This window comes from Bifidobacterium sp. LH_419, from assembly GCF_056356955.1.
On sequence record NZ_JBKEVG010000006.1, the window covers coordinates 69,764 to 95,126 of the forward strand.

Here is a 25,363-nt window from a genome sequence, read left to right on the forward strand (position 1 = left end):
GCGGGGTAATAGGGAGGGGATTCCCGCGGTATTCCGACAGGACACGCGAAGGCGTTGCGTTTACGGCTTTTCCTGTTAGATGAATCACGCCCGCGCCCCGCGTGACCTGCCTTCCTTGGGCAGGGCTTCGGACTAGAGTATGGGATTTGAGTGGCCGGGCCATACGCGATTTGCTTGCGACTCGCAAGACGCGTCCCGGAAATCGGTTGAAGAGGTTTACATGGTGAACGAAGCACATACCGTGGCGTCGAACCACGATACGAAGCCGTTGCGCGTGGGTTTGGACATCGGCTCCACCACCGTCAAGGCGGTGGTGCTCGACCAGTCCGACTCCCTGAAAGACACGCTGTTCTCCGACTACCGCCGCCATCACGCCAACGTGCGCGCCACCGTCGCCGGCCTGCTCGTCGACATCCACGCGGAGCTCGAGAAGCTCGGCCGCGGCGACGAGCCGATCCGACTCGCCATCACCGGTTCCGGCGGCCTCGCGCTCGCCGACAACCTGCACGTGCCGTTCGTCCAGGAGGTCATCGCCGAGACCGAGGCGATCGACAAGGAATACCCGCAGGCGGACGTCATCATCGAGCTCGGCGGCGAGGACGCCAAGATCACGTACCTGAAGCCCACGCCGGAACAGCGCATGAACGGCTCGTGCGCGGGCGGCACCGGCGCGTTCATCGACCAGATGGCCACCCTGCTCGACACCGACGCGGCCGGCCTCAACGAGATGGCGAAAAGCTACGAGAACCTGTACCCGATCGCGTCCCGATGCGGCGTGTTCGCCAAGACCGATCTCCAGCCGCTCATCAACGACGGCGCCGCCAAGCCGGACCTCGCCGCCTCCATCTTCACCGCCGTGGCCACGCAGACCATCGCCGGACTCGCCTCCGGCCGCCCGATTCACGGCACCGTCATCTTCCTCGGCGGCCCGCTGTTCTTCATGAGCGAGCTTCGCGCCGCGTTCCAGCGCGCGCTCGACGGCAAGGTCGACGAGTTCATCGTCCCCACCGACGCCCACCTGTACGTCGCCTACGGTTCCGCGCTCCAGGCGGACATGGACGTCGACGACGAAGGCCACCATTTCGAGGCGCACACCTGCGACGAGATCCTCAAGCGTCTCGACGAGCTCAAGAACCTGCCCAGCAACACGCCCACCATGCCGCCGCTGTTCCCCACCGAGGCGGACCGCGAGGCATTCAACAAGCGCCACCACCGCGAGCACGTGCACATCGGCACGCTGGAGGGCGCGCACGGCCCGCACTTCCTCGGCATCGACGCGGGCTCCACCACCATCAAGGCGACGCTCGTCAACGACGACCGCGAGATCGTGTGGTCGAGCTACGCGAACAACGAAGGCAGCCCGCTGACCGCCGCCATCAACATCGTCAAGAAAATCCAGTCCGAACTGCCGCCCGAAGCGTGGATCGCCCGCTCCTGCGCCACCGGCTACGGCGAGGGCCTCATCACCACCGGCCTGCACCTCGACGAGGGCGTCGTCGAGACGATGGCCCACTACCGCGGCGCCGAGATGGTCAGCCCCGGCGTCACCGCCGTCATCGACATCGGCGGCCAGGATATGAAGTACCTGGCCATCACCGACGGCGTCATCGACTCGATCGCCGTCAACGAGGCCTGCTCGTCCGGCTGCGGCTCGTTCCTCCAGACCTTCGCCATGTCGATGGGACTGACGATCCAGGAGTTCACGCAGAAGGCGCTCGCCTCCACGCACCCGGTGGACCTCGGCTCGCGCTGCACCGTGTTCATGAACTCGTCCGTCAAGCAGGCGCAGAAGGAGGGCGCGTCCATCGAGGACATCGCCGCCGGCCTGTGCTATTCGGTCGTGCGCAACGCCCTGTACAAGGTCATCAAGCTGCGCGACTCCGGCGAACTCGGCGACACGGTCGTCGTGCAGGGCGGCACGTTCCTCAACGACGCCGTGCTGCGCGCGTTCGAACTGCTCACCGAGCGCGAGGTGACGCGCCCGAACATCGCCGGCCTCATGGGCGCGTTCGGCGCCGCCCTCACCGCCCGCATGCACTACGAGGACGCCGCGGACGGCGACGACACCGGCACGGTCGAGCACACGCGCTCGTCGATCCTCACCGGCGACGCGCTCGACGACATGTCGATGACCACCGAACGCGACGTGTGCAAGCTGTGCCAGAACCACTGCAAGCTCACCATCACCACGTTCTCCGACGGCTCCCGCTTCGTGACCGGCAACCGCTGCGAGCGCGGCGGCGATGCGAAGAAGAAGCGCTCCGACCGTCCGAACCTGTACGACTACAAGTACAAGCGCTGCTTCGCCTACCGCCGCCTGACCGACAAGAAGGCCACGCGCGGCGAGATCGGCATCCCGCGCGCGCTCAACATGTACGAGAACTACCCGTTCTGGTTCACGCTGCTTACCTCGCTCGGCTTCAAGGTGATGATCTCCGGCCGCAGCTCCCACGAACTGTTCGAGACCGGCATCGAATCGATCGCCTCCGAGAACATCTGCTACCCGGCCAAGCTCGTGCACGGCCACATCAAGTGGCTGCTCAACAAAGGCGTCAAGACGATTTTCTACCCGTGCGTGAGCTACGAGGACAATCTCGTGCCCAACACGGACAACCACTACAACTGCCCGGTCGTCGCCAACTACCCGCTCGTCGTCGGCGCGAACATGCCCGAACTGCGTGGGCCCGGCATCCGCTACATGCACCCGTACTTCAACCTCGCCAACCACGAGCTCATGGTCGACCGCATCGTCGAGGAGTTCGCGTGGGCGAACGTGACGCGCGAGGAGGCCGAGACCGCCGTCAAGGCCGCCTACGCGGAGGACAAGGTCTTCAAGCACGACGTGCAGCAGGAGGGTCTCAAGGCGCTCGCCTATATGAAGGAGCACGGTTGCCGTGGCATCGTGCTCGCCGGCCGCCCCTACCACATCGATCCGGAGATCAACCACGGTATTCCCGAGACGATCTGCTCGCTCGGCATGGTCGTGCTCTCCGAGGATTCGATCTGCGAACTGCAGCCGGGGGAGAGGCTCAACCTCACCGAATTCCTCGCCAAGGGTGAGGAGGACCCGCGCAAGAAGAACGCGAACGGCTTCCGCCACGTCGGCGACCGCAAGCTCACCGTCAAGCGCATGCCGCTGCGCGTCACCAACCAGTGGGCCTACCATTCCCGCCTGTACGCGGCCGCCCACTTCGTCGCCTCCTATCCGGGCCTTGAACTCGTCCAGCTCAACTCGTTCGGCTGCGGCCTCGACGCCATCACCACCGACCAGGTCGCCGAGATCCTCGCCGACAAGGCCGACGTCTACACGCTGCTCAAGATCGACGAGGTCTCCAACCTGGGCGCGGCGAAGATCCGTCTGCGCTCGCTCAAGGCCGCCGTCGAGGAGCGTGAGGCGAACAAGGCGCGTCTCGCCGCGGCCGCGTCGACCGCCGCCGGCGCGTCGGTCGCGTCCGGCGCCGTCGACAAGCACGACCAGGTCGTGGACGTCACCGACGAGGCCTCCCGCAAGGCGCAGGAACAGGCGGAAGCCGATCTCGCGGCCGCGAAGGCGGCGCTCGCCGCGGCGCAGGCCGCCGTCGACGCCGCCGAGGCGAAGGTGAAGGCGACCGGCGCGGGCGGCGACGTCCCGGCGGACGCGCCGAAGTCCACCGGATTCCGCAGGACCGGCACGAAGGCGCCGACCGCGGGCCGCCAGATCCTGCTCGACACGACGATGGCCGCCAACCCGAAGCTCACCGAGGCGATGCGCAAGGCGTCGAAGCGCGCCGCGAAGCGCGACGTCGAGAACGCGCGTCTCGCCGCGCTCGGCGACGGCACCACGGCGAACGCGACCGGCGCGAACGCCAAGGCCGCGAAGAAGTCCGGACACAACAACGCGACGATGTCCCGCTACGCGAAGCGCGAGAAGTTCGTCAAGGACATGAAGAAGGACTACACGATCGTCGCCCCGCAGATGAGCCCGATCCACATGTCCCTCGTCGAGGCGGTCATCCGCTCCGGCGGCTACAAGTTCGACATCCTGAAGCACGCCTCCCGCGGCGACGTGGAGACCGGCCTCAAATACGTGAACAACGACGCCTGCTATCCGGCGATCATGGTCATCGGCCAGCTCATCGACGCGATCATCGAAGGCAAGTACGATCCGGACCACGTGGCGCTCGCGATTACGCAGACCGGCGGCATGTGCCGCGCGACCAACTACTTCGGCCTGATCCGCAAGGCGCTGGTCGACGCCGGCTACCCGCAGATCCCGGTCATCGCGATCTCGACGCAGGGCCTGGAGGACAATCCGGGCTTCAAGGCGACGCCGACGCTGCTGCACCGCGCCGTCAAGGCCCTGATTCTCGGCGACCTGCTCATGAAGTGCCTGTACCGCGTGCGCCCGTACGAGGTCGAGAAGGGCTCGGCGAACCGCCTCTACGAGCAGTGGGACACGATCGTGCGCGAGACGATCGAACACCACGGCTACTCGAAGACGGCCGCGAAGACCCCGTGGCTGAGGAAGGGCTACCTGCCGTACGGCCGCCTCGCCAAGGAGATCGTCAAGTCGTTCGACGCGCTGCCGTTGAAGGACGAGCCGCGCAAGGTGCGCGTCGGCGTGGTCGGCGAGATCCTCGTCAAGTACCAGCCGGACGCGAACAACCACGTGGTCGACGTCATCGAATCGCAGGACTGCGAGGCCGTGGTGCCCGGCATCATGGAGTTCATGACGACCCGTCCGTACATCACCGACTGGAACGAGAAGCATCTCGGCACCGGCGGCAACAAGACCCTGTACGCGCTCATGCGCTGGGGCCTCGACCGCTACAACGCGCCGATCAAGGCGGCGATCGCCTCCTCGCACGGCAAGTTCAAGCAGGACGACCCGATGCCCGAACTCGTCGAGAAGGCCGCCGAGGTCACGTCGATCGGCGTGCAGGCCGGCGAAGGCTGGCTGCTCACCGCGGAGATCCTGGAGCTCATCGAACAGGGATGCCCGAACGTGATCTGCGCGCAGCCGTTCGCCTGCCTGCCGAACCACGTGACCGGACGCGGCATGTTCGGCAAGATCCGCCGCCTGCACCCGGAGGCCAACATCGTCTCCATCGACTACGATCCGGGCGCTTCCGAGGCGAACCAGCTCAACCGCATCAAGCTGATGATCGCCGCCGCCAAGAAGGCGCACAAGGCGAAGTTCGGCGACGACGAGCCGCAGGGCTTCGTCACCGCCGACTGACGGCGGCCGGGGCCGACGGTCGGTTCGGCCGCCGTCCGCCCACGCAGCGCGCCCGCTATCGGTTTTTCATATAGCCGAATCACGGGCGCGCGGCGGCGCGTGTAGGGCGGCTCGCCTACGATACCCCTTATGGTTACTCCCAGAATCAGCTATGCGCATCTGCTCGCCAAGCCCAATCCGAAGCATGTCGAGAGCCTCCTGAAGTTCTTCGAGGCCGGATGCTCCAAGCGAGGCACCGGTGGTTTCGGCGTCGAGATCGAGCACCTGCCGGTGCATAATTCCGACGACACCGCCGTGACCTACTACGAGGAGAACGGCATCGAGGCGCTGCTCAAACGTCTCGCCCCGTACTACGACGAAAGCAAGGAGTACTGGGAGAACGGGCATCTGGTGGGGCTCGGCCGCAAGGGCGTCTCCGTCTCGCTTGAACCGGGCGGCCAGGTCGAGACCTCGATCGGCATCCTCAAGGAGCCCGCCGACCTCAACCAGCTGTACGGCCAGTTCCGCCGCGAGGCCGATCCGATCCTCGACGAGCTGGGCTTCCGCCTCGTCAACTACGGCTACCAGCCGAAGTCGAGCTATGCGGACGTCCCCGTCAACCCGAAGGACCGCTACGACGCGATGACCGACTATCTCGGCCGCGTCGGCCAGTTCGGCCCGTGCATGATGCGCTGCTCCGCCTCCACGCAGGTGAGCATCGACTTCGTCGACGAGCAGGACGCCATCGACAAGATGCGCGTCGGCACCGCCATCGGTCCGATCCTCGCTTGGTTCTTCCGCAACACCCCGTACTTCGAGGGCCGCGTCAACCCGTACCCGCTGCTGCGCCAGCGCATGTGGGACTACCTCGACTTCCAGCGCACCAACGTGATCCCCGGCCTGTATGACCGCCGGTTCACGTGGGAGGACTACGCGGTGGACGTGCTGTCCACGCCGCTCATGTTCGCCGATCTGACGCACACGCCCGAGGCGGTCGAATCCGGTCTGAGCCGCAAGGAGCTGCACCGCGCCGCCTTCCGCGAGAACGCGGGCGACGTGTACCCGGACCGCGAGCTCAACGCGTACGAGATCAACCACATCATCTCCACGCACTTCAACGACGTGCGCCTCAAGAACTTCATCGAGTTCCGCCATTGGGATTCGCTGCCGATCGAGCGCGCCGAACGCCTCACGGAGATCATCGCCTCCCTGTACTACGTGCCGGCCAACCGCATCCGCATCGAAAGCTACTTCGACGGGCTCACCGAGGAGGACGTGTTCGAGGCCAAGGCCAACATCCAGGCGCACGGCCGCGAATCCGCACCGTACGGCCAGCCGCTCGACTTCTGGCGCGAGTTCCTCGGCCTCGAAGGCCTGCTCGAGGACATCCCCGGCGACCCGAAGCATCCGGATGTCTTCCAGCGCTGATCCATTCGCCGTTTTCCGCCCGTTCCGGCCCATGCCGGGGCGGGCGGCGGCGTTTTCGGCGGATTCGGCGGGACGGGATGGGAGAACGCGCAACGGTGACGGGATGACACGTATCGGGCGCATCGACGGCGTGAACCTCGGCGGCTGGCTGGTGCTGGAGCGGTGGATGACGCCCGGCCTGTTCCGCTCGAGCGGCGAGGAGGACGAGATCTGGCTGCATCGGACGGCCGATCGGTCCGAACTGGAGCGTCTGCTGCGCCGTCATCGCGACACGTACGTCACCGAAGCCGATTTCCACGCCATCGCCTCGCATGGCCTGAACCTCGTGCGCATCCCCGTGCCGTATTTCATCTTCGGCGACGTGCCCGGTCATCCCGGCTGCATCGACTATCTCGACCGCGCGTTCGACTGGGCGGAGACGATCGGGCTTAAGGTGCTCATCGACCTGCACACCGTACCCGGCTCGCAGAACGGATTCGACAACGGCGGCCTGACCGGCGTCGTCCGCTGGCACAGGAGCGCGCGGCAGGTCGCGTTCGCGCTGGACGTGCTCGCGCGTCTCGCGCGCCGTTACCGCGACCGTCCCGCGCTGTACGGCATCGAAGTGCTCAACGAGCCGGTCGATTGGCTCACCTACCTCACGTCGCCGTCGAGCTCACGCGCGAAGGACCCGCGTGAGGCGCGGGGAAGCGGGCACATCCCGATGCGCTTCCTCAAACGGTTCTATCGTGCGGCGTACCGGCGTCTGCGCCCGATACTCGGCGACGGTCCCGTCATCGTGTTCCACGACGGGTTCCGGCTCGGCCGGTGGCGCGGCTGGTTCGCGCGTGAGGGCATGCGGGGCGTCTGCCTCGACACGCACGTCTATCTCGTCATGTCGGAACGGCCCGAGGCGCTGTTCCGCAGGTTGCCGGCCGCGTGGCTCATACGCTGGTACCGGCTGTTCACGGCGTGGCACGAGCGCCGCATCCGCCGCGCCGCGCGGTTCACGCCGGTCATGGTCGGCGAATGGTGCGTCGCTAACCGGCTCGCGGCGCGCGTGGGGGAGCGGGGGAGGTGCGGCGCGTCCGGTGGCGGCGTTTCGCGCGTGGACGACGGCGTTTCGTCGCCCGCCGCGCGGCGCCGCGACGTCTACCGCGCGGTCGCCGCGATGCAGCGTGACGCATGGAACGTCTCCGCCGGTCAGGTCTACTGGAGTTATCGTCTGCGCGGCGGCCGCGACGCGACCGGCCGGCTTGATCGTCTCGCGCCGGTCGGCGGCGACGGCACGGTGACGGACGACTCGCGTCTCGACCCGTGGGACCTGACGCACGTGTGGCACGCGGGATGGATGGAGTGACGCGCGATGATGCTGTGGTGATGGCGGGTGATGGCGGGTGATGGTGGGCCGGCTCAGCGGTAACCGTCCCAGAGGGGCGAGGGGAGCAGGGCGTCCTCGCAGTCGGCCCACATCGCGTTGAGGTCGCGGTCGGGGGAGCGCAGCCAACGCAGCTGGACGCCGTCCATCATCGCGAAGCCGGCTTCGAGCACATGCGCGACGTCCACGCCGTCCGGCACCGACCAGCGGATGTTGAGCGCGTTCGCCACGGTGCGGCGCTCGCGGTCGGCGAAATAATCGTGCGCCGGATGCTTCGGATCGAGGGCCTCGGCGCTCAGCGTGGAGAACATGTGCACCTGATCGGGGCGGGTGCTGTTGAGCGCGACGATACGCCGCCACATCTCGGCGATGAGCGGGCGGTCCATGGCGATCATGTCGGCCATGATCAGGTCTCCCGCACGGTCGTACTCGTCGGTGAGCGCGAGATGGAGCAGTCCCTCCTTGCTGCCCACGTAGTGCAGCACGCCGGCCTTGGTGAGTCCGACGGCGGTGGCGATGCGCTGAATCGACGTGCCGTAGTAGCCGAAGCGCCCGAAGGACAGCGTGGTCGCTTCGAGGATGGAATGACGGCGGTCGGTGTCGTCGGTGAGGTCGTTGGTGGTCATGGTATGTACCATACGGTCGGTTGGTTGGTATTTCAAATGATTCCGGCGTGTTGTGGGCGGTGTTTTGATAATCTACCTACCAACCGGTTGGTTGTGAGTGGTTTGCCTGGGGTTCATGGATGAGGGCCGGGGGACCGCACCGGAACGGGCCGGCCGCATGACTCAACGGAACACGCAAAGGAACTCAAGGAAAGAGGCACACGTCATGAGCGAGCACACCCACCCGTCCGTCAAGGATCTGACGCTGGAGGAGAGGGCCTCCCTCACCTCCGGCGGCGACGCCTGGCATCTGCAGGGCGTCGAGGCCAAGGGCATCCCCGGCTACATGATCACCGACGGTCCGCACGGATTGCGCAAATCCCTCGCCACCAGCACCGGCGAGACCGATCTCGACGACTCCGTGCCCGCCACCTGCTTCCCGCCGGCCGCCGGCCTGTCCAGCTCGTGGAACCCCTCGCTTGTGCGCAAGGTCGGCGAGGCCATGGGCGAGGAGTGCATCCAGGAGAAGGTCGCCGTGATCCTCGGACCCGGCGTCAACATCAAGCGCAACCCGCTCGGCGGCCGCTGCTTCGAATACTGGAGCGAAGACCCGTACCTCGCCGGCCATGAGGCCGTCGGCATCGTCGAAGGCGTGCAATCCAAGGGCGTGGGCACATCGCTCAAGCACTTCGCCGTCAACAACCAGGAGACCGACCGGTTGCGCGTCGACGCGCGCGTCTCCCAGCGCGCCCTGCGCGAAATCTACCTGCCGGCCTTCGAGCACATCGTCAAGACCGCCCAGCCGTGGACCATCATGTGCTCCTACAACCGCGTCAACGGCGTCCACTCCGCCCAGAATGGCTGGCTGCTCACCGACGTGCTGCGCGACGAATGGGGATTCAAGGGCATCGTCATGTCCGACTGGGGCGCCGACCACGACCGCGTCGCCTCCCTCAACGCCGGCCTCAACCTCGAAATGCCGCCGAGCGGCACCGACGACGAGATCGTCTACGCGGCCCGCGACGGCCGCATCGACTCCGCCCAGCTCGACCGCATGGCCCAGGGCATGATCGACCTGACCGACAAAGCCCGCGCGGCCATGAGCGCCGACGGCTACCGCTTCGACGTCGACGCCCACGACGAGGTGGCCCACCAGGCCGCCGTCGAATCGATGGTCCTGCTCAGGAACGAGGATGCGATCCTGCCGCTGGACAGGCGCGCGAAGATCGCCGTCATCGGCGAATTCGCCCGCACCCCGCGCTATCAGGGCGGCGGCTCCTCCCACATCACCCCCACGAAGATGACCTCGTTCCTCGACACGCTCGCCGCACGCGGCATCGAAGCCGACTTCGCCCCCGGCTTCACGCTCGACCTCGAACCCGCCGACTCCGCGCTCGAACTCGAGGCCGTCGAAACCGCCCGTGACGCCGACGTGGCGCTCCTGTTCCTGGGTCTGCCCGAGGCCGCCGAGTCCGAAGGCTTCGACCGCGAGACCCTCGACCTGCCCGCCAAGCAGACCGAACTGCTCGCCAAAATCGCCGCCGTCAACCCGAACGTGGCCGTCGTGTTGTCCAACGGATCCGTCGTCTCCGTCGCCCCGTGGGCCGGCCATGCCAAGGGCATCCTCGAATCCTGGCTGCTCGGCCAGGCCGGCGGTCCCGCGCTCGCCGACGTGATCTTCGGCGAGACGAGCCCCTCCGGCAAGCTCGCCCAATCCATTCCGCTGGATATCAACGACGACCCGAGCATGCTCAACTGGCCGGGCGAGGAAGGCCACGTCGACTACGGCGAGGGCGTGTTCGTCGGCTACCGCTACTACGACACCTACGATGTCGCCGTCGACTACCCGTTCGGCTACGGCCTGAGCTACGCCAAATTCGAGATCTCCGACGTCCACGCGGAGAAGACCGGCGCCAACACCGCGTCCGTCACCGCCGCCGTCGCCAACGTCTCCGACGTGGACGGCGCCGAGACCGTGCAGGTGTACGTTGCCCCCGGCAAGGCCGACGTGGCCCGCCCAGCCCACGAACTCAAGGGCTTCGCCAAGGTGTTCCTCAAGGCGGGCGAGTCGAAGACCGTGACGTTCGACCTCGACGAGCGCGCCTTCGCCTACTGGTCCGAGAAATACGGCGACTGGCACATCGAAGCCGGCGCATACGGCATCGAGGTCGGTACGTCCAGCCGCGACATCGCCGCCACTGTCGCGGTCGACCTGGAGGGCGACGGCAAGTCACTGCCGCTCGACGAATGGTCCACCTACGGCGAATGGGAGGCGGACCCGGTCGGCGCGAAGGTCGTCGCGGCGGTCGAGGCCGCCGGTGAATCGGGTACGCTGCCGAAGCTGCCCGACAATGCCATGATGCGCATCTTCCTCAAGTCCATGCCCATCAACTCGATGCCGATGCTGATGAGCGACGGTGGTAGGCGCATCACCGCCTTCATGCTCGCCGAATACGCCAAGCTCACGAAGTAGCCGTCGGCCTCTCCGTGGCCTCTCCGTGGCCCCTCCGGCACGGAGTCGCCGGCCTGTTCATGGCCCCCCTCTGACGAGGGGGCTGTCGGCGAAGCCGACTGGGGGAGAGACCAGTGAAGCGCGGTCATCCCGACTGGGGAGATATGTGAAGCCCACCCTTCCGTGCTCACCTCGAGTCGACTGCCGTCCGAAAGCCCCCACGACCTTACGACCAAGGGGGCTTTCGCCATCATGTGACATACGACACGCCGATTGTTGCATCTGCAACTGTTGTATGCGGGACGTATTACTATCGCACCATGCAAGATGGTTGCATATGCAACAAAACGCATGTCCGACCATGTCCGGAAACGAAGGTGGATGAGTTATGGACAGTCACATCCTCAGCTTCGAGCTGAGGGCGCTGGTCAAGGCGATCAACCGCCATCTCGGCGAGACGATGCCCGAATCGGCGCGCATCGCCACGGGCGGCAACGCCCGCATCATCATGTTCCTCGCCCGCAACCGCGACAAGGACATCTACCAGCACACCATCGAACGCAAGTTCTGCATCACGCGGTCCACCGCCTCGCGCGTGCTCGCGCTGATGGAGAAGAAGGGCCTCATCGCCCGCGAGTCGGTGGCGCATGACGCACGACTCAAGAAGATCGTGCTCACCGCCAAGGCCGACTCCATCGTCGCCTGCCTCTCGGCGAACGGCGAAAGGATGGAACACCGACTGGTGGAGGGATTCACCGACGAGGAGCGGGCCGCCCTCATGGACTACGTGCTGCGCATGCGCGCGAACGTGGACGCGGCGCAACGCGAGTTCGAGGAACGGTCGGCCGCCGGCGCCCCGGTCGGTGAGCCATGCGGGGACCTCGCCGGCGACCCCGGCGACCCCGATGACGTCCCGGTCGAGGGGACCGGTGACGCGAACGACACGGACGATACGAAGGAGGAGAACGCATGAGCGACAACACGACCGCGACACGCGACGCGGACGGCCTGACCGCCACCGAGGCGGCCATCATGGCATCGCGCAAGACCGTCGAACCCGACCGGCCGAAACACATCATCCACACGCTGGCCGGATCGATGCGCGAATACACGAAGGAAAGCTGGCTGGCACCGCTATTCGTGTTCATCGAAGCCATCCTGGAGATCGTCATCCCCACCGTCATGGCCTCCCTGATCGACCAGGGCATCACCGGCGGGAACATGAACGCCATCGTCAAGTTCGGCCTCATCCTGCTGCTGTGCTCGCTGGTGTCGCTCGCCTGCGGCTTCCTCGCCGGCAAGTACGCGGCCATCGCCGCCGCCGGATTCGCGAAGAACCTGCGCCGCGACCAGTTCGAGAAGGTGCAGGCGTTCAGCTTCACCAACATCGACCGGTTCTCCACCGGCTCGATCATCACGCGCCTGACCACCGACGTGACCAACCTGCAGATGGCCTACGGCATGATGGTCCGCATGGGCGTGCGCGCCCCGATCATGGTCGTCGTCGCGTGGATCTTCTCGTTCCGCATCTCACCGTCCATCTCGCTCGTGTTCCTCGCCTGCGTGCCGATCCTCGCGATCGGCCTGTGCGGCCTCGCGGTGCTCGTCCACCCGGTGTTCGAGCGCGTGTTCCACACGTACGACGCGCTCAACAACGTCGTCGACGAGAACCTGCAGGGCATCCGCGTCGTCAAGTCGTACGACCGCGAATCCTACGAGATCGGCAAGTTCGGCCGCATCTCCCAGCGCATCTTCAAGGACTTCACCAAGGCCGAGCGCATCATGAGCTTCAACAGCCCGATCATGATGTTCTGCATCTACGCCTCGATGATCATGATCTCCTGGATGGGCGCGCAGCAGATCGTCGCCTCCGGCAACAACGCGGCGCTGGGACTCACCACCGGCGACCTCACCGCCCTCGTCACCTACGCGATGCAGATCCTCATGGCCATGATGATGCTCTCCATGATCTTCGTCATGTGCATCATCTCCCAGGCCTCCGCCGAACGCATCTGCCAGGTGCTGCAGGAGGAGAGCACCGTCACCGACCCGGAGCATCCGGTCATGGACGTCAAGGACGGCTCCATCGAATTCGACCACGTCACCTTCCGCTACTCCGCGTCCTCCGAGAAGCCCGTGCTCGACGACATCGACCTGAAGATCGCCTCCGGCATGACCGTCGGCATCGTCGGCGGCACCGGCTCCGCCAAGTCAAGCCTCGTGCAGCTCGTGCCCCGCCTCTACGACGTGAGCCAGGGCTCGCTCAAGGTCGGCGGCCGCGACGTGCGCGACTACGACCTCGTCACCCTGCGCGACCAGGTCGCCATGGTGCTTCAGAAGAACGTGCTGTTCTCCGGCACCATCGCCGAGAACCTGCGCTGGGGCGACCCCGACGCCACCGACGACCAGATCCGCCACGCCTGCAAGCTCGCGCAGGCCGACGGCTTCATCCAGGAATTCCCCGACAAATACGACACGCACATCGAACAGGGCGGCACCAACGTGTCCGGCGGCCAGAGGCAGCGCCTGTGCATCGCCCGCGCGTTGCTCAAGAAGCCGAAGATCCTCATCCTCGACGACTCCACCAGCGCCGTCGACACGAAGACCGACAAGCTGATCCGCGAGGCGTTCCACCACGAGATCCCCGACACCACGAAGATCATCATCGCCCAGCGCATCGCCTCCGTGCAGGAATCCGACGTGATCCTCGTCATGGACAACGGTCGCATCATGGCCAAGGGCACGCACGACGAACTGCTCGAAACCTGCGACGAATACCGGTCCATCTACGAATCGCAGACCCGCAACACCGCCGCCGGCCAGGCCGAGCTCGAACGCGAGGCGGCCCAACGCGCCGAGCACATGCAGCAGGCCGAACAGGAAGGAGAGAACCGATGAGCGACAAGCAGACCGCGCAGAACCGCAAGCCCGCGATGCGCAAGCCCGCCCCCGGCACCACCAAGCGCATCTTCGGCTACATCATGGCCTACCGGTGGCGCGTCATCGCCATCGTCGCCTGCATCCTCGTCGGCGCCGCCGCCCAGGCCGGCTCCGCCCTCTTCCTCCAGTCCCTCATCGACACGTACATCCTGCCGATGGTCGGCGCGACCGACCCCGACTGGGGACCGCTGATCCGCGCCATCACCCTCATGGGATGCCTGTACGTGGCCGGCATCGTCGCCAGCTGGCTGTGGCAGTGGCTCATCGTCACCGTCGAGCAAGGCGTGCTCAAGAAGATCCGCGACGATATGTTCGCCCACCAGCAGTGGCTGCCGATCCGCTACTTCGACACCAACGAGCACGGCGACATCATGAGCCACTACACGAACGATACCGACACGCTGCGCCAGGCCATCAGCCAGTCGTTCCCGCAGATGTTCGCCGCCGGCATCTCCGCGCTCGCCGCGATCGTCTCCATGCTGTGGCTGAGCGTGCCGATCACCGCGTTCGTGCTGCTGTTCACCGTCGGACTCTACTTCGTCGTGCGCAAGATCGTCGGCCGCGCAGGCCGCTACTTCGTCAAGCAGCAGTACTGGATCGGCGACGTCAACGCGTTCGTCGAGGAATCCGTCAACGGCCAGAAGGTCATCAAGGTCTTCAACCACGAGCCCGACACCCAGAAGACCTTCGACGAGAAGAACGAGGAGCTGTTCGAAGCGTCCGCCGAGGCGAACACGTGGGGCAATGTCACCATGCCCGTCGTCGGCAACATGGGCTACATGCTCTACATCCTCCTCGCCATCGTCGGCGGCGCCATGGCGCTCGCCGGAGTCGGCAACTTCGGCCTCGCCGGCGCCGGTCCGCTCACGCTCGGCACGCTCATCTCCCTGCTCACCCTGTCCCGCTCGTTCATCAACCCGCTCGGCCAGGTGTCCATGCAGCTCAACATGGTGATGATGGCGCTCGCCGGCGCCTCCCGCATCTTCCAGCTGATGGACGAGCCGGTCGAGGCCGACTCCGGCACTGTCACGCTCGTCAACGTCGAACTCGGCGAGGACGGCCGCACGATGCGCGAAGTCGACCACGAGACCGGCCACTGGGCGTGGAAGCGCGAGGAGGGCGACGACGGCACCCGCTCGCTCAAGGCCGCGGAGAAGCTGCACGGCGCCGCCCGCGAGGTCGCGCTCAAGGCCAAGGAGCAGGCCGTAACCTCGCCCGACGGGCGCTACACGCTGCTCAGAGGCGACGTGCGCTTCACCAACGTGACCTTCGGCTACGATCCGGCCAAGCCGGTCCTGCACGACATCACCTGGTTCGCCAAGCCGGGCCAGAAGATGGCGCTCGTCGGCGCGACCGGCGCCGGCAAGACCACGGTGACCAACCTCATCAACCGCTTCTACGACATCCAGGAAGGCCAGATCCTCTACGACGGCATCGATGTGAAGAACATCAGGAAGCCGGACCTGCGCCGCTCCCTTGGCATCGTGCTGCAGGACGTCAACCTGTTCACCGGCACCGTGATGGACAACATCCGCTACGGCCGTCTCGACGCCACCGACGAGGAGTGCATCGAGGCCGCGAAGCTCGTGAACGCGGATGGCTTCATCCGCATGCTGCCGCAGGGCTACCAGACCGTGCTCGAAGGCGACGGCTCCGGCCTGTCGCAGGGCCAGCGCCAGCTCATCTCCATCGCGCGCGCCGCCGTGGCCGACTCCCCGGCGCTGATCCTCGACGAGGCCACCTCGTCGATCGACACGCGCACCGAGGAGGTCGTGCAGGCCGGCATGGACGCGCTGATGAAGGGACGCACGGTCTTCGTGATCGCCCACCGCCTCTCCACCGTGCGCAACTCCGACGTGATCATGGTGCTCGACCACGGCAACATCATCGAACGCGGCTCCCACGACGAGCTCATCGCCCAAAAGGGCGAGTACTACCAGCTCTACACCGGAGCCGTGGAACTCGAGTAAGTTATATATGCCGATGCCCGGGTGCTGGGATGAGACCGCATGCTCATCCCAGCACCCGGGCATCGGCATATTCATCTCCGTTTGACCGAGATTCGGCGGGATTTCTCGCTTGGAAGGGGTACTTCCACGTCGTTGACCAGCTGTAACCAGCTTCCGAGGGGTATTCAATCCTCGTTACACCGGGTACGGACGGCATCATATCGGCGACGATATCCGGGATGACACTCGTCAGGCACCCCTTGGAATGCAGATGGATGTCCGGGCTTTGAAAGGTGTACCCCTCCCGAGGGGAGAAAGCGCCGTCACATGAACAGGGCGGCGCCGTCCTTGACGACGATCAGGACGACGATCGCGAGAATCCACACGAAATCGACCATGAGATCGTAGTTGAGCCGGTAGTACGTGTCGAGGCCGCGCGGCTTCGACATCGCGCCGGACTTGTCGGACTCGTCGGCAGCGACGGCACCGGCGTCATCGGCCCGCACGCCACCGGGCAGCCCCTGCACGACGGCGGTCGTATGGCTCAGCGCCATGAACTGGATCGTCGTGGAGAACATGAGCGCCAGGCACCACGGGCACAGCGCGTTGATCACGAACAGCGACTGCGAAGTCAGCCAGTACGAGTACAGCAACGCCGCCAGCCCGCCGAGCCACGTGCACGCGGCGAACCAGCGCGGCACGCGAACCCTCACCAGTCCGATCACTGCGATCGTCACGAACACGGATTCCGCGGCGATGCCGAAGAACGCGTTCGGGAAGCTCAGTCCGGCGAACTTCACAATCTCCGACTGCCAGGATTGCGCGACCGTCGAGCAGGAGAGCACCGCGTTCACGTCGCAGCCGAGCTGCTCCTTGGGGTGCCTCGCCAGCTGGAGCGTCTCCGCGCTCAGCACGAACGAGACGATCAGCGCCGCCGCCGAGGCGAGCAGCACGACCAGATACGTCCAGGTCGCGCCATGCCGCCATCCGTGCGGCCTCAGGTCGCGGGTGCCAAGCGCCCGCACCTCCTCGGTCGTCATATCGTCCTCCACGCTCTCGTCCGTCGTCGTGTCATCCGTCATCCGTCATCGTCCCCTTCCGTCGTCGACTATCAAATGCCTTATCGAACGTATCGTATCGTCGTGCGTATCGCGTCGTGCGTGGCGCGACTCACCGCGCCAACGTCACGTCGCCGACGATCGTCGCGTCGCCGGTGAGCGTCACGTCCGTGTCGCTCACGTCGACGCGCAACGTGCCGCCGCGCACGGTGATGAGCCAATGGTCGACGCCGGTCTTCGCGCGCAGCGTGATCGCCGTCGCGCACAGTCCGGTGCCGCACGACAGCGTCTCGCCGCAGCCACGCTCGTTGACGCGCATCGTCGCCTCGCCGAGGTCGTCCGCGTCGTCGTCGATGTCGTCGATACGCACGAATTCGACGTTCTGGTCGGATTCGATCACGGGCGCGACGACCGGCTTCGTGACGAGGTCGAGCGCCTCGACGGTCGGCAGCGTGGAGAACGCGTCTTCGATGACGGCGACGACGTGCGGATTGCCCATGTCGACGAACGTGCCGCGGGCCGCGCCCGGCGTGCCGGGAATCGTGACCTCGTACGCGTCGGTCTCGCCGCGCCGCCACGCGCCCATGTCGACGCGGAACACGTGTTCGCCGAGGCCTTCGACCTTCCCGAGCGAGGTGAGGGTCTTGACGCCGGCGCGCGTGCCGAGACGGAACACGTCGCCGTCGAACAGGCCCTCGCGCTGCGCGAACAGGGTGATGGCGCGCGTGCCGTTGCCGCACATCTCCGCCAGCGAGCCGTCGGCGTTGCGGTAGTCCATGAACCATTCAGCGCCGTGCGCCTCGCAGTCGGCGATCTGCTCGCCGCTCAGATCGGACACGTCGCGCGGATGGGCGAGACGGATGAGACCGTCGCCGCCGATGCCGAAATGACGGTCCGTGAGGAAGCGCACCTCCTCCTCGGTGGGTTCGAACCGCCCCTCGCGGTCGAGGTAGACGACGAAATCGTTGCCGGTGGCGTGCGCTTTGGTGACATGCTGCGGAATGCTCATGCACGCCAGCATACCCGTCGCGCCGGCCCCGGGCCCCGCGCTGTTCGCCATGCGCGAGTACGCTGGGACGGCAGTGGACGCGTCGCGGACGCCGACGGGAAACGACCGGCGGGAACGACCGCGGAACGCCTTACGGGAACCATGGGAACGGCAAGGAGGATGGCGATGAGTTCGACGGCGCCGATCGGCGTGTTCGATTCCGGATTGGGCGGCATCTCGGTGGTGCGCCAGCTCGTGCGCGACATGCCGCGCGAGCGGGTCCTCTACTTCGGCGACTCCGCGAACGCGCCGTACGGCGTGAAATCGCCGGAACAGGTGAAGGCGTTGAGCTTCGCGATCGTGGAACGCTTCGTGAAACAAGGCATCAAGGCGGTGGTGATCGCGTGCAACACGGCCACGTCCGCGGCGGTGAACGATCTGCGTGAGGCGTACGACATCCCGATCATCGGCATGGAGCCGGCGTTGAAGATCGCCTGCGACCGCGGCGACGTGCCCTCCGACCCGCATCACATCCCGCAGCGCGTGATCGTGGCGGCCACGCCGCTGACGCTGCGCGAGCGCAAGTTCGCGAAGCTGATGGAGCGTTTCGACTCGGACAACGAGATCTATAAGGAGCCGTGCCCCGATCTGGTGGAGATCGTCGAATCGGGGCGGCTCGGCGACCATGATCTGGTGATGCGCACGCTGCACGGCTACTTCGACCAGTACGACCTCGACCGCATCGACTCGGTGGTGCTCGGCTGCACGCATTTCGTGTTCTACCGCGACTACTTCCGCGAGCTTCTGCCCGAGCGTGCGGCCGTCATCGACGGCAACGAGGGCACGGTGCGGCACTTGGGCGTCGTGCTCGAATCGCTCGGCCATCTCGCGCCGGAATCGGCGGAGGGCGGCGTGGAGCTCGCGAACTCCGACCCGTCGGAGCGCATCGCCGCGCTGTCGCGCGAGCTGCTGCACGCGTGAATCGCGTGAATCACGTGAGACGGAGCGGAACCATCCCGCGTTGCGACGGTTCCGCTCCGCCTGTCCAATAACCACGGGGATGTCCCGGCTTGTGGCGTAGTGTCGGCCTGACGGATCACGGAACGCAAGGGGGAAATGACATGGCGAACAGGACGGCGATGATCGACGTGGGCGGCGGCTTCCGCGCGATCTTCGGATGCGGCGTGATGGACTACATGCTCGAGGAGGGCATCGACGTGGATATGTGCTACGGCGTCTCCGCGGGCGCTGCGAACATGACCTCGTTCATCGCGCGCCAGCACGGCCGCAACCACACGTTCTATACGAAGTTCGCGTTCCGCAAGGAGTATGCGAGCGCGGAGAGCTTCTTCAAGAACCATAATTTCGCGAACCTCGACTACATCTACGGCACGCTGAGCAACCACGACGGCGAGTATCCGGTGGACTTCGACGCGTTCGAGGCGAATCCGACCGGCTTCACCGTGGTCGCCTGCAACGCTCAGGACGGTTCGACCAAGTACTTCGACAAGTCGCGCATCCGCTTCGACGATTTCGACGCGGTGAAGGCATCGTCCGCGGTGCCGGTGGCGTGCGAGCCGTACGTGGTGGACGGCGTGCCGTACTACGACGGCGGCATCGCCGATCCGGTGCCGGTCCAGAAGGCGCTGGACGACGGCTACGACCGCGTGATCCTCATCCTGTCGCGTCTGCGCGACGAGGTGCGCCAGCAGCGCAAGGACCTCGCGCCGGCGCGTATCCTCGAGCGCACGTATCCGGAGGCGGCCGAGCGTCTGCGCATGCGCTACAAGACGTACAACGACGAGATCGAGCTGGCGAAGCGCTACGAGGCGGAGGGCCGCGTGCTCATCCTCGCGCCGGAGGACCTGTATGGCCTCAACACCCTGAGGAAGAGCTTCGAGGGCCTGGAGATGATGTACCGCAAGGGGTATGCGGCGGCGGAATCGTCGGTGAAGGCGTTCCTCGCGAGCTGAACGCGGTCGCGAGGAACGCCTTCACGCCTACCGCTCCTCCGTCGCCTACCGTCGCCTACCGCCGCACGTTGGCGAGCGGTTCGCCGGCCGCGTAGCGCCGCACGTTCTCCAACGCGATGGCGATGATGCGCCGCTCGGTGACCTCCAGATGGTTGCCGCCGGCCACGTGCGGGGTGATGAGGCAGTGCGGCTCGTCCCACAGCGGACTCGAGGCCGGCAGCGGTTCGGGCTCGGTCACGTCGAGTCCGGCGCCGTGCAACTGGTCCTCGGAGAGCGCGGCGGCGAGCGCGCGCGGGTCGACGGCGTTGCCGCGTCCCGCGTTGAGCAGCACGCATGTGGATTTGAGCAGGTGGAGCCGGCGTGCATCGATGAGATGGTCCGTGTCCGGCGAGGCGGGCACGGCGAGCGCGACCACGTCCGCGTCGGGCAGCAGCGCGTCGAGTTCGTCGAAGCCGTGCATCTCGTCGATGCCGTCCGCGGGTTTCGCGGGGTTGCGCCGGATGCCGACCGTGCGCGCGCCGACCGCCTTGGCGAGCCGCGCGAAATGCGAGCCGATGTCGCCGGTGCCGACGACGAGGACGGTCGCGCCGGCCGGGGTGAGCGCGCGGCCGAGGTCGTGCCAGCGACGCTCGTCCTGCTGGCGCGCGTAGGCGGGGATGTTGCGCATGAGCGCCCACATCATCGCGAACAGGTGTTCGCCGACGGTCTGCCCGTAGGCGCCGGTCGCGTTGGTGACGGTGACGCCGTCGGCGAGGACGCCGGGCGCGACGTATTTGTCGACGCCGGCGCTCCATGTCTGGAGCCATTCGAGCCGCGGATAGTCGCGGGCCTCGGCGGGCGGGATGTTGCCGATGACGGCGGTGGCGGCGTGGCGCAGTCCGGCGGGGACGCGCGCCTTCCACGTCATCGTGCCGCGTTCGATCGGATTGCCGACGAACTCCTGGCGCACGCCGGGCGCGGCGGATATGAAAGCCTGCCGTTCGGCGTCGCTGAGCGGCAGGCAGTTGATGATGGTCTTCGCGGATTCGGTGCTTTCGCTCATACCGTCATTGTAGGCATCGCAGGTCCGTCGGCTTTCCTACTTGCCTTGCGTCTCGGAGGCGGTGAGCATGGCCTTGGTGACCTGCTCGTAGAGGTCCTGGTAGCCGCCGGGCGTGGAGGCGGGCAGCACCACGGTCTTCGCGTTGCTGGATTCGGAGAGCGAGCGCATCACGTCGAGGTACTGGTTGAACAGAACCACGTTGTTCACGTCGTTGATGTTCATGCCCACGGCCTGCAGGCTCTTGATCTGGTCGACGATGCCGTTGGCGATCTCGCGGCGGTAGTTCGCCTGGCCTTCGCCCTGCAGGCGCGTCTTCTCGGCTTCGGCGGCGGCCTGCGTCTCGATCTGGATGCGCTGCGCCTCGGCGCGCTGGCGCGTCGCCTCCTTCTCGCGCTGGGCGGCGTTGATCGAATCCATCGCGTTCTTCACCTGCGGCGAGGGGTCGATGGCGGTGATGAGCGTCTTGACGACGGTGAAGCCGAAGCGGCTCATCTCGTTGCCGACGGTCTTCTGCACGTCGAACGCGACGTCGTCCTTGCGGGCGAACGCGTCGTCGAGGGTCAACGCGGGGATGGCGGAACGCAGCGCGTCCTCCATGTAGGAGCGCAGCTGGCCGGCCGGGTCGCGCAGCTCGTAGTAGGCGGTGGCCACGTTCTGCGCGTTGACGCGGAACTGCGTGGATGCGACGACGGTGACGAACACGTTGTCGAGCGTCTTGGTCTCCAGCTGCACGTTGAGCTGGTTGACGCGCATGTTCGTCTTCATCGCGATGCGGTCGACGAACGGGATGCGGATGTGGATGCCGGCGAACTGCACCGACTGGAATTTGCCGAACCGTTCGATGATGTACGCCTGCTGCTGCGGGACGATGAAGATGGACGAGAACACGAGGACGAGTACGACCACCACGATGGGGATGATCACGCCTCCCAATACCGCGCCTATCATTTTCTGTTTTCCTTTCCGTTGTGCCGTGACCTTCGTTAGTCACATGGCCCAGTACCGTCGATTCTACCAGCGCGGCGCGGGCACGTCGATGTGCGGGAGGCCTCCGGGCCCGGGTTACGATAGAACGTATGACTGGATACGTTGCGCCCACCGAACCACCGAAGCAGGGATGGGATCTTCACTGCCACACCGTGTTCTCCGACGGCACGCGCACGCCCGCCGAGATGCTCGCCGAGGCGGGGGAGCGGGGGCTTGTCGGCGTCGCCATCACCGATCACGACACGACGGCGGGCTGGGAGAGCGCCCAGAAGGCGGCGAAGGCGCAGGGGCTGCCGCTGCTGCGCGGCAGCGAGATCACCGCGTGCGACGAGGACGTGTCGGTGCACATGCTCGCCTACCAGTACGATCCGCGCAACCTGCACATCACGCGCCTGTTCGCGGCGACGCGCGAGGCCCGGCTCAAGCGCACCGAACGCATGGTCGCGCGTCTCGCCGAGGACTATCCGATCAGCTGGGAGTCGGTGATGGCGCAGGTCAAGGAGGGCGGCCGGACGACGGTGGGCCGCCCGCACATCGCCGACGCGCTGGTGGCGGCCGGCGTGTACGCGAACCGTTCGGAGGCGTTCGCCGACGCGGTGAGCGCCGATTCGAAGTACTACATCCCCACGCCTTCGCCGACCACGCACGAGGTGGTGCGTGCGGTGAACGAGGCGGGCGGCGTGGTCGTCATCGCGCATGCGGGCGATCTGAGCCGCAACCGTCGGCTGCTCTCCGACGAGCAGATCGAACGGCTCATCGGAGAGGGACTCGACGGGCTCGAGGTGTGGCATCGCGGCAACCCGCCCGAACAGCGCGCACGCCTGCTCGCCATCGCGAACGCGCACGGGCTGCTCGTCACGGGCGGTTCGGACTGGCATGGCGCCGGCAAACCGAACCTGCTGGGGGAGAACCTCACCGACGAGGCGACGGTGCGCCGCATCGTCGAACGCGGCGCGATCCCCCTGTGGCGGTAAGGACCGCGCCGCGTCCGGTCACACGGTCACAGCGCGCCGAAACCGACGGCGTGCTTGGTCTCCGAGCCGACGATCGCATAGCCGAGCGCGTCGGCCGGCACGATGATGCGGCGGCCCTTGTCGTCGGTGAGGACGACAGGCTGGTGCGCGTCCAGCGCCTTGGCGATGGTCTCGTTCACCTGGTCGGCGGAATCCTCGGTGCTGAAGGTGACGGTGCGCGCCACGTTGCGGATGCCCAGTTCGATGTCCATGTTGCTCCTTTGTGTGTGATTCGTGTGATTCGTGTGCGATTGTGGTCGTCGATGTTCCATTGTGCCCGTCCGCCGCGGCATGACGCGGCGGACGGGCGTGATTACGCCGTCGGCGTGGCGTCCCGCGCCTCGTCGGGCACGGTGACGGCCTCGCCGGTGTCGTCGTCGGGTTCGTCATCCGGTTCGCCGGCGGCCTCGGATGATTCGGCTTCGGACGTCTCGGCTTCATTCGTTTCGCCGTTGCCCGGTTCGGCTTCATCCGTTTCGCCCGTCGGCTCGGCGTCCCGCGCCTCGCCGGCGGCCACCATGCCGGTGGAGGCGACCATCGCGACCGACGGCGCAGCCACGACCATCGGCGTCACCGACGGCGTGTCGTCGATCGCCTCGTCGGCGTCCTCGCCGTCGCCGGTGCCGGAACCAAGGCCGGCGTCGTCCGTCTCCTCCGGCTCCGCCACGATCCGCGGCGTCCCGTCGGCCGCGGGCGGGACGTATTCGCCGTCCGCCTGCGGCGCGTCGTCGGAGGTCGCATCCTCGAGCTCGAGTCCCGCGCGAGCGTCGCGCAGCGCACGCTCCTCACGTTCGAGCAGCGGGATCACGACGGTCGCGGACGTGTCCGCCGGCGGCTCATACGCCCCGTCAGCGTGAGCCTCGTCGTGGGGCCCGTCCACGTGCACGGCGGCCGCCCCCGGCGTCGCCGTGCGGGAGAGCGGATTGATCGGCGCGATCGTGGGGGGCATCTGCATGCCGCCCACGGTGCGGCGTCCGTCGTTCGAGGTCTCGGTCGCCGTGGAGTCCGCATCCGTCACATTCGCGCTCGCGTCCGCGTTTCCGCTCACGGGACCCTGAGGCCCCTGCCGCAGCGCGATCGTGGCCGACGAGTCGGAGCCGTCCGCGCCGGCCGGCGCATACGCCCCCGCCGACCTGATCGGCGTGCGCGACGTGTCGTCCGCGTCCGCGCCGCCCGGCGCGTATTCGCCGGCGGCGACGATATCGGCCGAACCAGTGCTGTCCGTCTCGCCCGCCGTGGCGCGCGTCGCGGCCGCGGCCGTCTCGGCGGCGGCTCGGCGGCGCTCGCCGGCCTCGAGCAGCGTGCCCACGGTGATCGTCGACGGCGGCTTCTCCCGTCCCTCGTCCACCGCCGGCGCGCCGGCGCGGCGGGCGCCCGGACGGTACGACGCCGGCTTCGGCTCGGCGGCGCGCGCGGCGAGCGACAGCTGGTGCGCGAGACGGTCCACCTGCGCCTTGAACCGGATGATCTGCTGCGAGTCGGCGCGTTTGACCGCCTGGATGAAGTCGCCGACCTGCTCCATCTGCACCCACAGGTTCGCGCGCAGCATGATGAGCCCGTCGAGACGGTTGCCCATCATGCGGCCGTACGCGGTGAGCACCGCGTTGCGGTGGGCCTCGTCGAGCTTGGAGAAGATCCACGCCAGGTCGCGCGCCGGATCGTTCACCTGCATGTTCTGCCAGTTGTTGATCGCGGTGATCGTCGACCCGCTGAAGCGCACGTCGCCGTCCTCGAAGCCGCCGTGCACCATGCACGTGTTGAACGACCACAGGCCCTCGGTCTCCATGATCTTCGACCAGCTGGAGGTGATCTCCGGCGGCACATGGCCCGCGTTCTTCAGGCGTGCGATCCACGCGGTCAGCTGCGCGCGGATCTGCCCGGTGGCATACGCCGGGTACCCGGCGGGGCCGAGGAACGACGGGTTGAGCCGGTGGATCGCGCCGATCGCCGTGCCCATCGCGGCGCAGTCGTCCAAGGTGAGGAAGTTGAGGTCGCGTTCGACGCCGTCCTGATGCATCGCCACCATGACGGCCGTGTCGCCGGTGGCGCCCTGCGGGTCCGTGCCGGGCGCGAAGCCGAGCACGCGGTCGAGCGCGAAGCCCAGCCCGCCCGGATCGCGGGCCTCGGCCAGCGTCCTCGCCGCCTTGACCCTCGCCGCGAGCTTCCGCCGCCCCTCCTCGGTGTTGGAGGCGTAGACGTCGTACGTCTTGCCGGTCACGTCACGCACCTGCGCCTGGTCGACGCCGTCCGCATGCGTCATCCCCGGGAAGACGCCGGCCACGACGACGGACGGCAGGGCGGCGGAGGTGAGGGCCGCCAGCATCAGTTCATTACGTTCTGTCACACTCCCACATTAGTACACGCCGACCGCGTC

17 protein-coding genes are annotated in these 25,363 nt (G+C 66.8%); 10 read left to right on the plus strand and 7 right to left on the minus strand.

Annotation, left to right across the window (positions count from 1 at the left end; genetic code table 11):
* The first annotated feature begins 220 nt into the window (after positions 1-220).
* From AC1AYX_RS05590 to AC1AYX_RS05600, 3 genes are all read left to right on the plus strand, one after another.
* Positions 221-5,218, plus strand: a complete 4,998-nt coding sequence (locus tag AC1AYX_RS05590) for an acyl-CoA dehydratase activase-related protein (protein WP_476502577.1) — start codon at positions 221-223, stop codon at positions 5,216-5,218.
* Positions 5,219-5,347: 129 nt separating this feature from the next.
* Entirely contained in the window at positions 5,348-6,625 is a 1,278-nt protein-coding gene (locus tag AC1AYX_RS05595; RefSeq protein ID WP_476502578.1) for a glutamate-cysteine ligase family protein, read from the plus strand.
* 103 nt (positions 6,626-6,728) lie between these two features.
* Entirely contained in the window at positions 6,729-7,964 is a 1,236-nt protein-coding gene (locus tag AC1AYX_RS05600; RefSeq protein ID WP_476502579.1) for a glycoside hydrolase family 5 protein, read from the plus strand.
* Between the two features lie 53 nt (positions 7,965-8,017).
* On the opposite strand, the gene AC1AYX_RS05605 is transcribed toward AC1AYX_RS05600, so the two are convergent.
* Entirely contained in the window at positions 8,018-8,608 is a 591-nt protein-coding gene (locus tag AC1AYX_RS05605) for a TetR/AcrR family transcriptional regulator (protein WP_476502580.1), read from the minus strand.
* Between the two features lie 205 nt (positions 8,609-8,813).
* Here AC1AYX_RS05605 and AC1AYX_RS05610 point away from each other — a divergent pair, with 205 nt between their 5' ends.
* The 4 genes from AC1AYX_RS05610 (at position 8,814) to AC1AYX_RS05625 (ending at position 15,949) form a co-directional block, all read left to right on the plus strand.
* The gene (locus tag AC1AYX_RS05610; protein WP_476502581.1) at positions 8,814-11,060 is read left to right on the plus strand and encodes an exo-alpha-(1->6)-L-arabinopyranosidase; all 2,247 of its coding nucleotides are present in this window, start codon (positions 8,814-8,816) and stop codon (positions 11,058-11,060) included.
* Between the two features lie 367 nt (positions 11,061-11,427).
* On the plus strand, positions 11,428-12,012 hold the full coding sequence (locus AC1AYX_RS05615; RefSeq protein WP_476502582.1) for a MarR family winged helix-turn-helix transcriptional regulator: 585 nt from the start codon (positions 11,428-11,430) through the stop codon (positions 12,010-12,012).
* 59 nt (positions 12,013-12,071) lie between these two features.
* On the plus strand, positions 12,072-13,937 hold the full coding sequence (locus tag AC1AYX_RS05620; RefSeq protein WP_476502624.1) for an ABC transporter ATP-binding protein: 1,866 nt from the start codon (positions 12,072-12,074) through the stop codon (positions 13,935-13,937).
* Entirely contained in the window at positions 13,934-15,949 is a 2,016-nt protein-coding gene (locus AC1AYX_RS05625; RefSeq protein ID WP_476502583.1) for an ABC transporter ATP-binding protein, read from the plus strand. The genes AC1AYX_RS05620 and AC1AYX_RS05625 overlap by 4 nt, the downstream gene beginning before the upstream one ends.
* A 302-nt stretch (positions 15,950-16,251) precedes the next feature.
* Here the strand turns inward: AC1AYX_RS05625 and AC1AYX_RS05630 are convergent, their stop codons facing one another.
* Both AC1AYX_RS05630 and dapF read right to left on the minus strand, forming a co-directional pair.
* Positions 16,252-16,968: a vitamin K epoxide reductase family protein gene (locus AC1AYX_RS05630; RefSeq protein WP_476502625.1), complete on the minus strand. Its 717-nt coding sequence runs from the start codon at positions 16,966-16,968 to the stop codon at positions 16,252-16,254.
* Positions 16,969-17,098: 130 nt separating this feature from the next.
* Positions 17,099-17,995 carry a diaminopimelate epimerase gene (dapF, locus tag AC1AYX_RS05635; RefSeq protein WP_476502584.1) on the minus strand — a complete coding sequence of 299 codons (897 nt, stop codon included), beginning with the start codon at positions 17,993-17,995 and terminating at the stop codon, positions 17,099-17,101.
* Positions 17,996-18,160: 165 nt separating this feature from the next.
* On the opposite strand from dapF, the gene murI reads away from it, so the two are divergent.
* Entirely contained in the window at positions 18,161-18,955 is a 795-nt protein-coding gene (gene murI / locus AC1AYX_RS05640; RefSeq protein ID WP_476502585.1) for a glutamate racemase, read from the plus strand.
* Between the two features lie 140 nt (positions 18,956-19,095).
* Positions 19,096-19,947, plus strand: coding sequence for a patatin-like phospholipase family protein (locus AC1AYX_RS05645; RefSeq protein ID WP_476502586.1), 852 nt, complete (start codon positions 19,096-19,098; stop codon positions 19,945-19,947).
* Between the two features lie 55 nt (positions 19,948-20,002).
* On the opposite strand, the gene AC1AYX_RS05650 is transcribed toward AC1AYX_RS05645, so the two are convergent.
* Both AC1AYX_RS05650 and AC1AYX_RS05655 read right to left on the minus strand, forming a co-directional pair.
* The gene (locus AC1AYX_RS05650) at positions 20,003-20,989 is read right to left on the minus strand and encodes a D-2-hydroxyacid dehydrogenase (protein ID WP_476502587.1); all 987 of its coding nucleotides are present in this window, start codon (positions 20,987-20,989) and stop codon (positions 20,003-20,005) included.
* Between the two features lie 36 nt (positions 20,990-21,025).
* On the minus strand, positions 21,026-21,937 hold the full coding sequence (locus AC1AYX_RS05655) for an SPFH domain-containing protein (RefSeq protein WP_476502588.1): 912 nt from the start codon (positions 21,935-21,937) through the stop codon (positions 21,026-21,028).
* Positions 21,938-22,065: 128 nt separating this feature from the next.
* Here AC1AYX_RS05655 and AC1AYX_RS05660 point away from each other — a divergent pair, with 128 nt between their 5' ends.
* Positions 22,066-22,950 carry a PHP domain-containing protein gene (locus AC1AYX_RS05660; RefSeq protein ID WP_476502589.1) on the plus strand — a complete coding sequence of 295 codons (885 nt, stop codon included), beginning with the start codon at positions 22,066-22,068 and terminating at the stop codon, positions 22,948-22,950.
* Positions 22,951-22,976: 26 nt separating this feature from the next.
* Here AC1AYX_RS05660 and AC1AYX_RS05665 read toward each other — a convergent pair whose 3' ends face one another.
* Both AC1AYX_RS05665 and AC1AYX_RS05670 read right to left on the minus strand, forming a co-directional pair.
* On the minus strand, positions 22,977-23,201 hold the full coding sequence (locus AC1AYX_RS05665) for a DUF3107 domain-containing protein (RefSeq protein ID WP_034530082.1): 225 nt from the start codon (positions 23,199-23,201) through the stop codon (positions 22,977-22,979).
* Positions 23,202-23,302: 101 nt separating this feature from the next.
* A complete protein-coding gene (locus AC1AYX_RS05670) occupies positions 23,303-25,312 on the minus strand; it encodes a phosphotransferase (protein WP_476502626.1) in 2,010 nt (669 codons plus the stop codon).
* Between the last annotated feature and the right edge of the window lie 51 nt (positions 25,313-25,363).

Bases quoted from the DNA above. Each gene is read 5' to 3' on its own strand.
- AC1AYX_RS05660 (WP_476502589.1), top strand. From the start codon at position 22,066: ATGACTGGATACGTTGCGCCCACCGAACCACCGAAGCAGGGATGGGAT.
- AC1AYX_RS05655 (WP_476502588.1), bottom strand. From the start codon at position 21,937: ATGATAGGCGCGGTATTGGGAGGCGTGATCATCCCCATCGTGGTGGTC.
- AC1AYX_RS05595 (WP_476502578.1), top strand. From the start codon at position 5,348: ATGGTTACTCCCAGAATCAGCTATGCGCATCTGCTCGCCAAGCCCAAT.
- dapF (WP_476502584.1), bottom strand. From the start codon at position 17,995: ATGAGCATTCCGCAGCATGTCACCAAAGCGCACGCCACCGGCAACGAT.
- AC1AYX_RS05650 (WP_476502587.1), bottom strand. From the start codon at position 20,989: ATGAGCGAAAGCACCGAATCCGCGAAGACCATCATCAACTGCCTGCCG.
- murI (WP_476502585.1), top strand. From the start codon at position 18,161: ATGAGTTCGACGGCGCCGATCGGCGTGTTCGATTCCGGATTGGGCGGC.
- AC1AYX_RS05605 (WP_476502580.1), bottom strand. From the start codon at position 8,608: ATGACCACCAACGACCTCACCGACGACACCGACCGCCGTCATTCCATC.
- AC1AYX_RS05600 (WP_476502579.1), top strand. From the start codon at position 6,729: ATGACACGTATCGGGCGCATCGACGGCGTGAACCTCGGCGGCTGGCTG.
- AC1AYX_RS05645 (WP_476502586.1), top strand. From the start codon at position 19,096: ATGGCGAACAGGACGGCGATGATCGACGTGGGCGGCGGCTTCCGCGCG.
- AC1AYX_RS05625 (WP_476502583.1), top strand. From the start codon at position 13,934: ATGAGCGACAAGCAGACCGCGCAGAACCGCAAGCCCGCGATGCGCAAG.
- AC1AYX_RS05620 (WP_476502624.1), top strand. From the start codon at position 12,072: ATGGCATCGCGCAAGACCGTCGAACCCGACCGGCCGAAACACATCATC.
- AC1AYX_RS05590 (WP_476502577.1), top strand. From the start codon at position 221: ATGGTGAACGAAGCACATACCGTGGCGTCGAACCACGATACGAAGCCG.
- AC1AYX_RS05610 (WP_476502581.1), top strand. From the start codon at position 8,814: ATGAGCGAGCACACCCACCCGTCCGTCAAGGATCTGACGCTGGAGGAG.
- AC1AYX_RS05615 (WP_476502582.1), top strand. From the start codon at position 11,428: ATGGACAGTCACATCCTCAGCTTCGAGCTGAGGGCGCTGGTCAAGGCG.
- AC1AYX_RS05665 (WP_034530082.1), bottom strand. From the start codon at position 23,201: ATGGACATCGAACTGGGCATCCGCAACGTGGCGCGCACCGTCACCTTC.
- AC1AYX_RS05630 (WP_476502625.1), bottom strand. From the start codon at position 16,968: ATGACGACCGAGGAGGTGCGGGCGCTTGGCACCCGCGACCTGAGGCCG.
- AC1AYX_RS05670 (WP_476502626.1), bottom strand. From the start codon at position 25,312: ATGCTGGCGGCCCTCACCTCCGCCGCCCTGCCGTCCGTCGTCGTGGCC.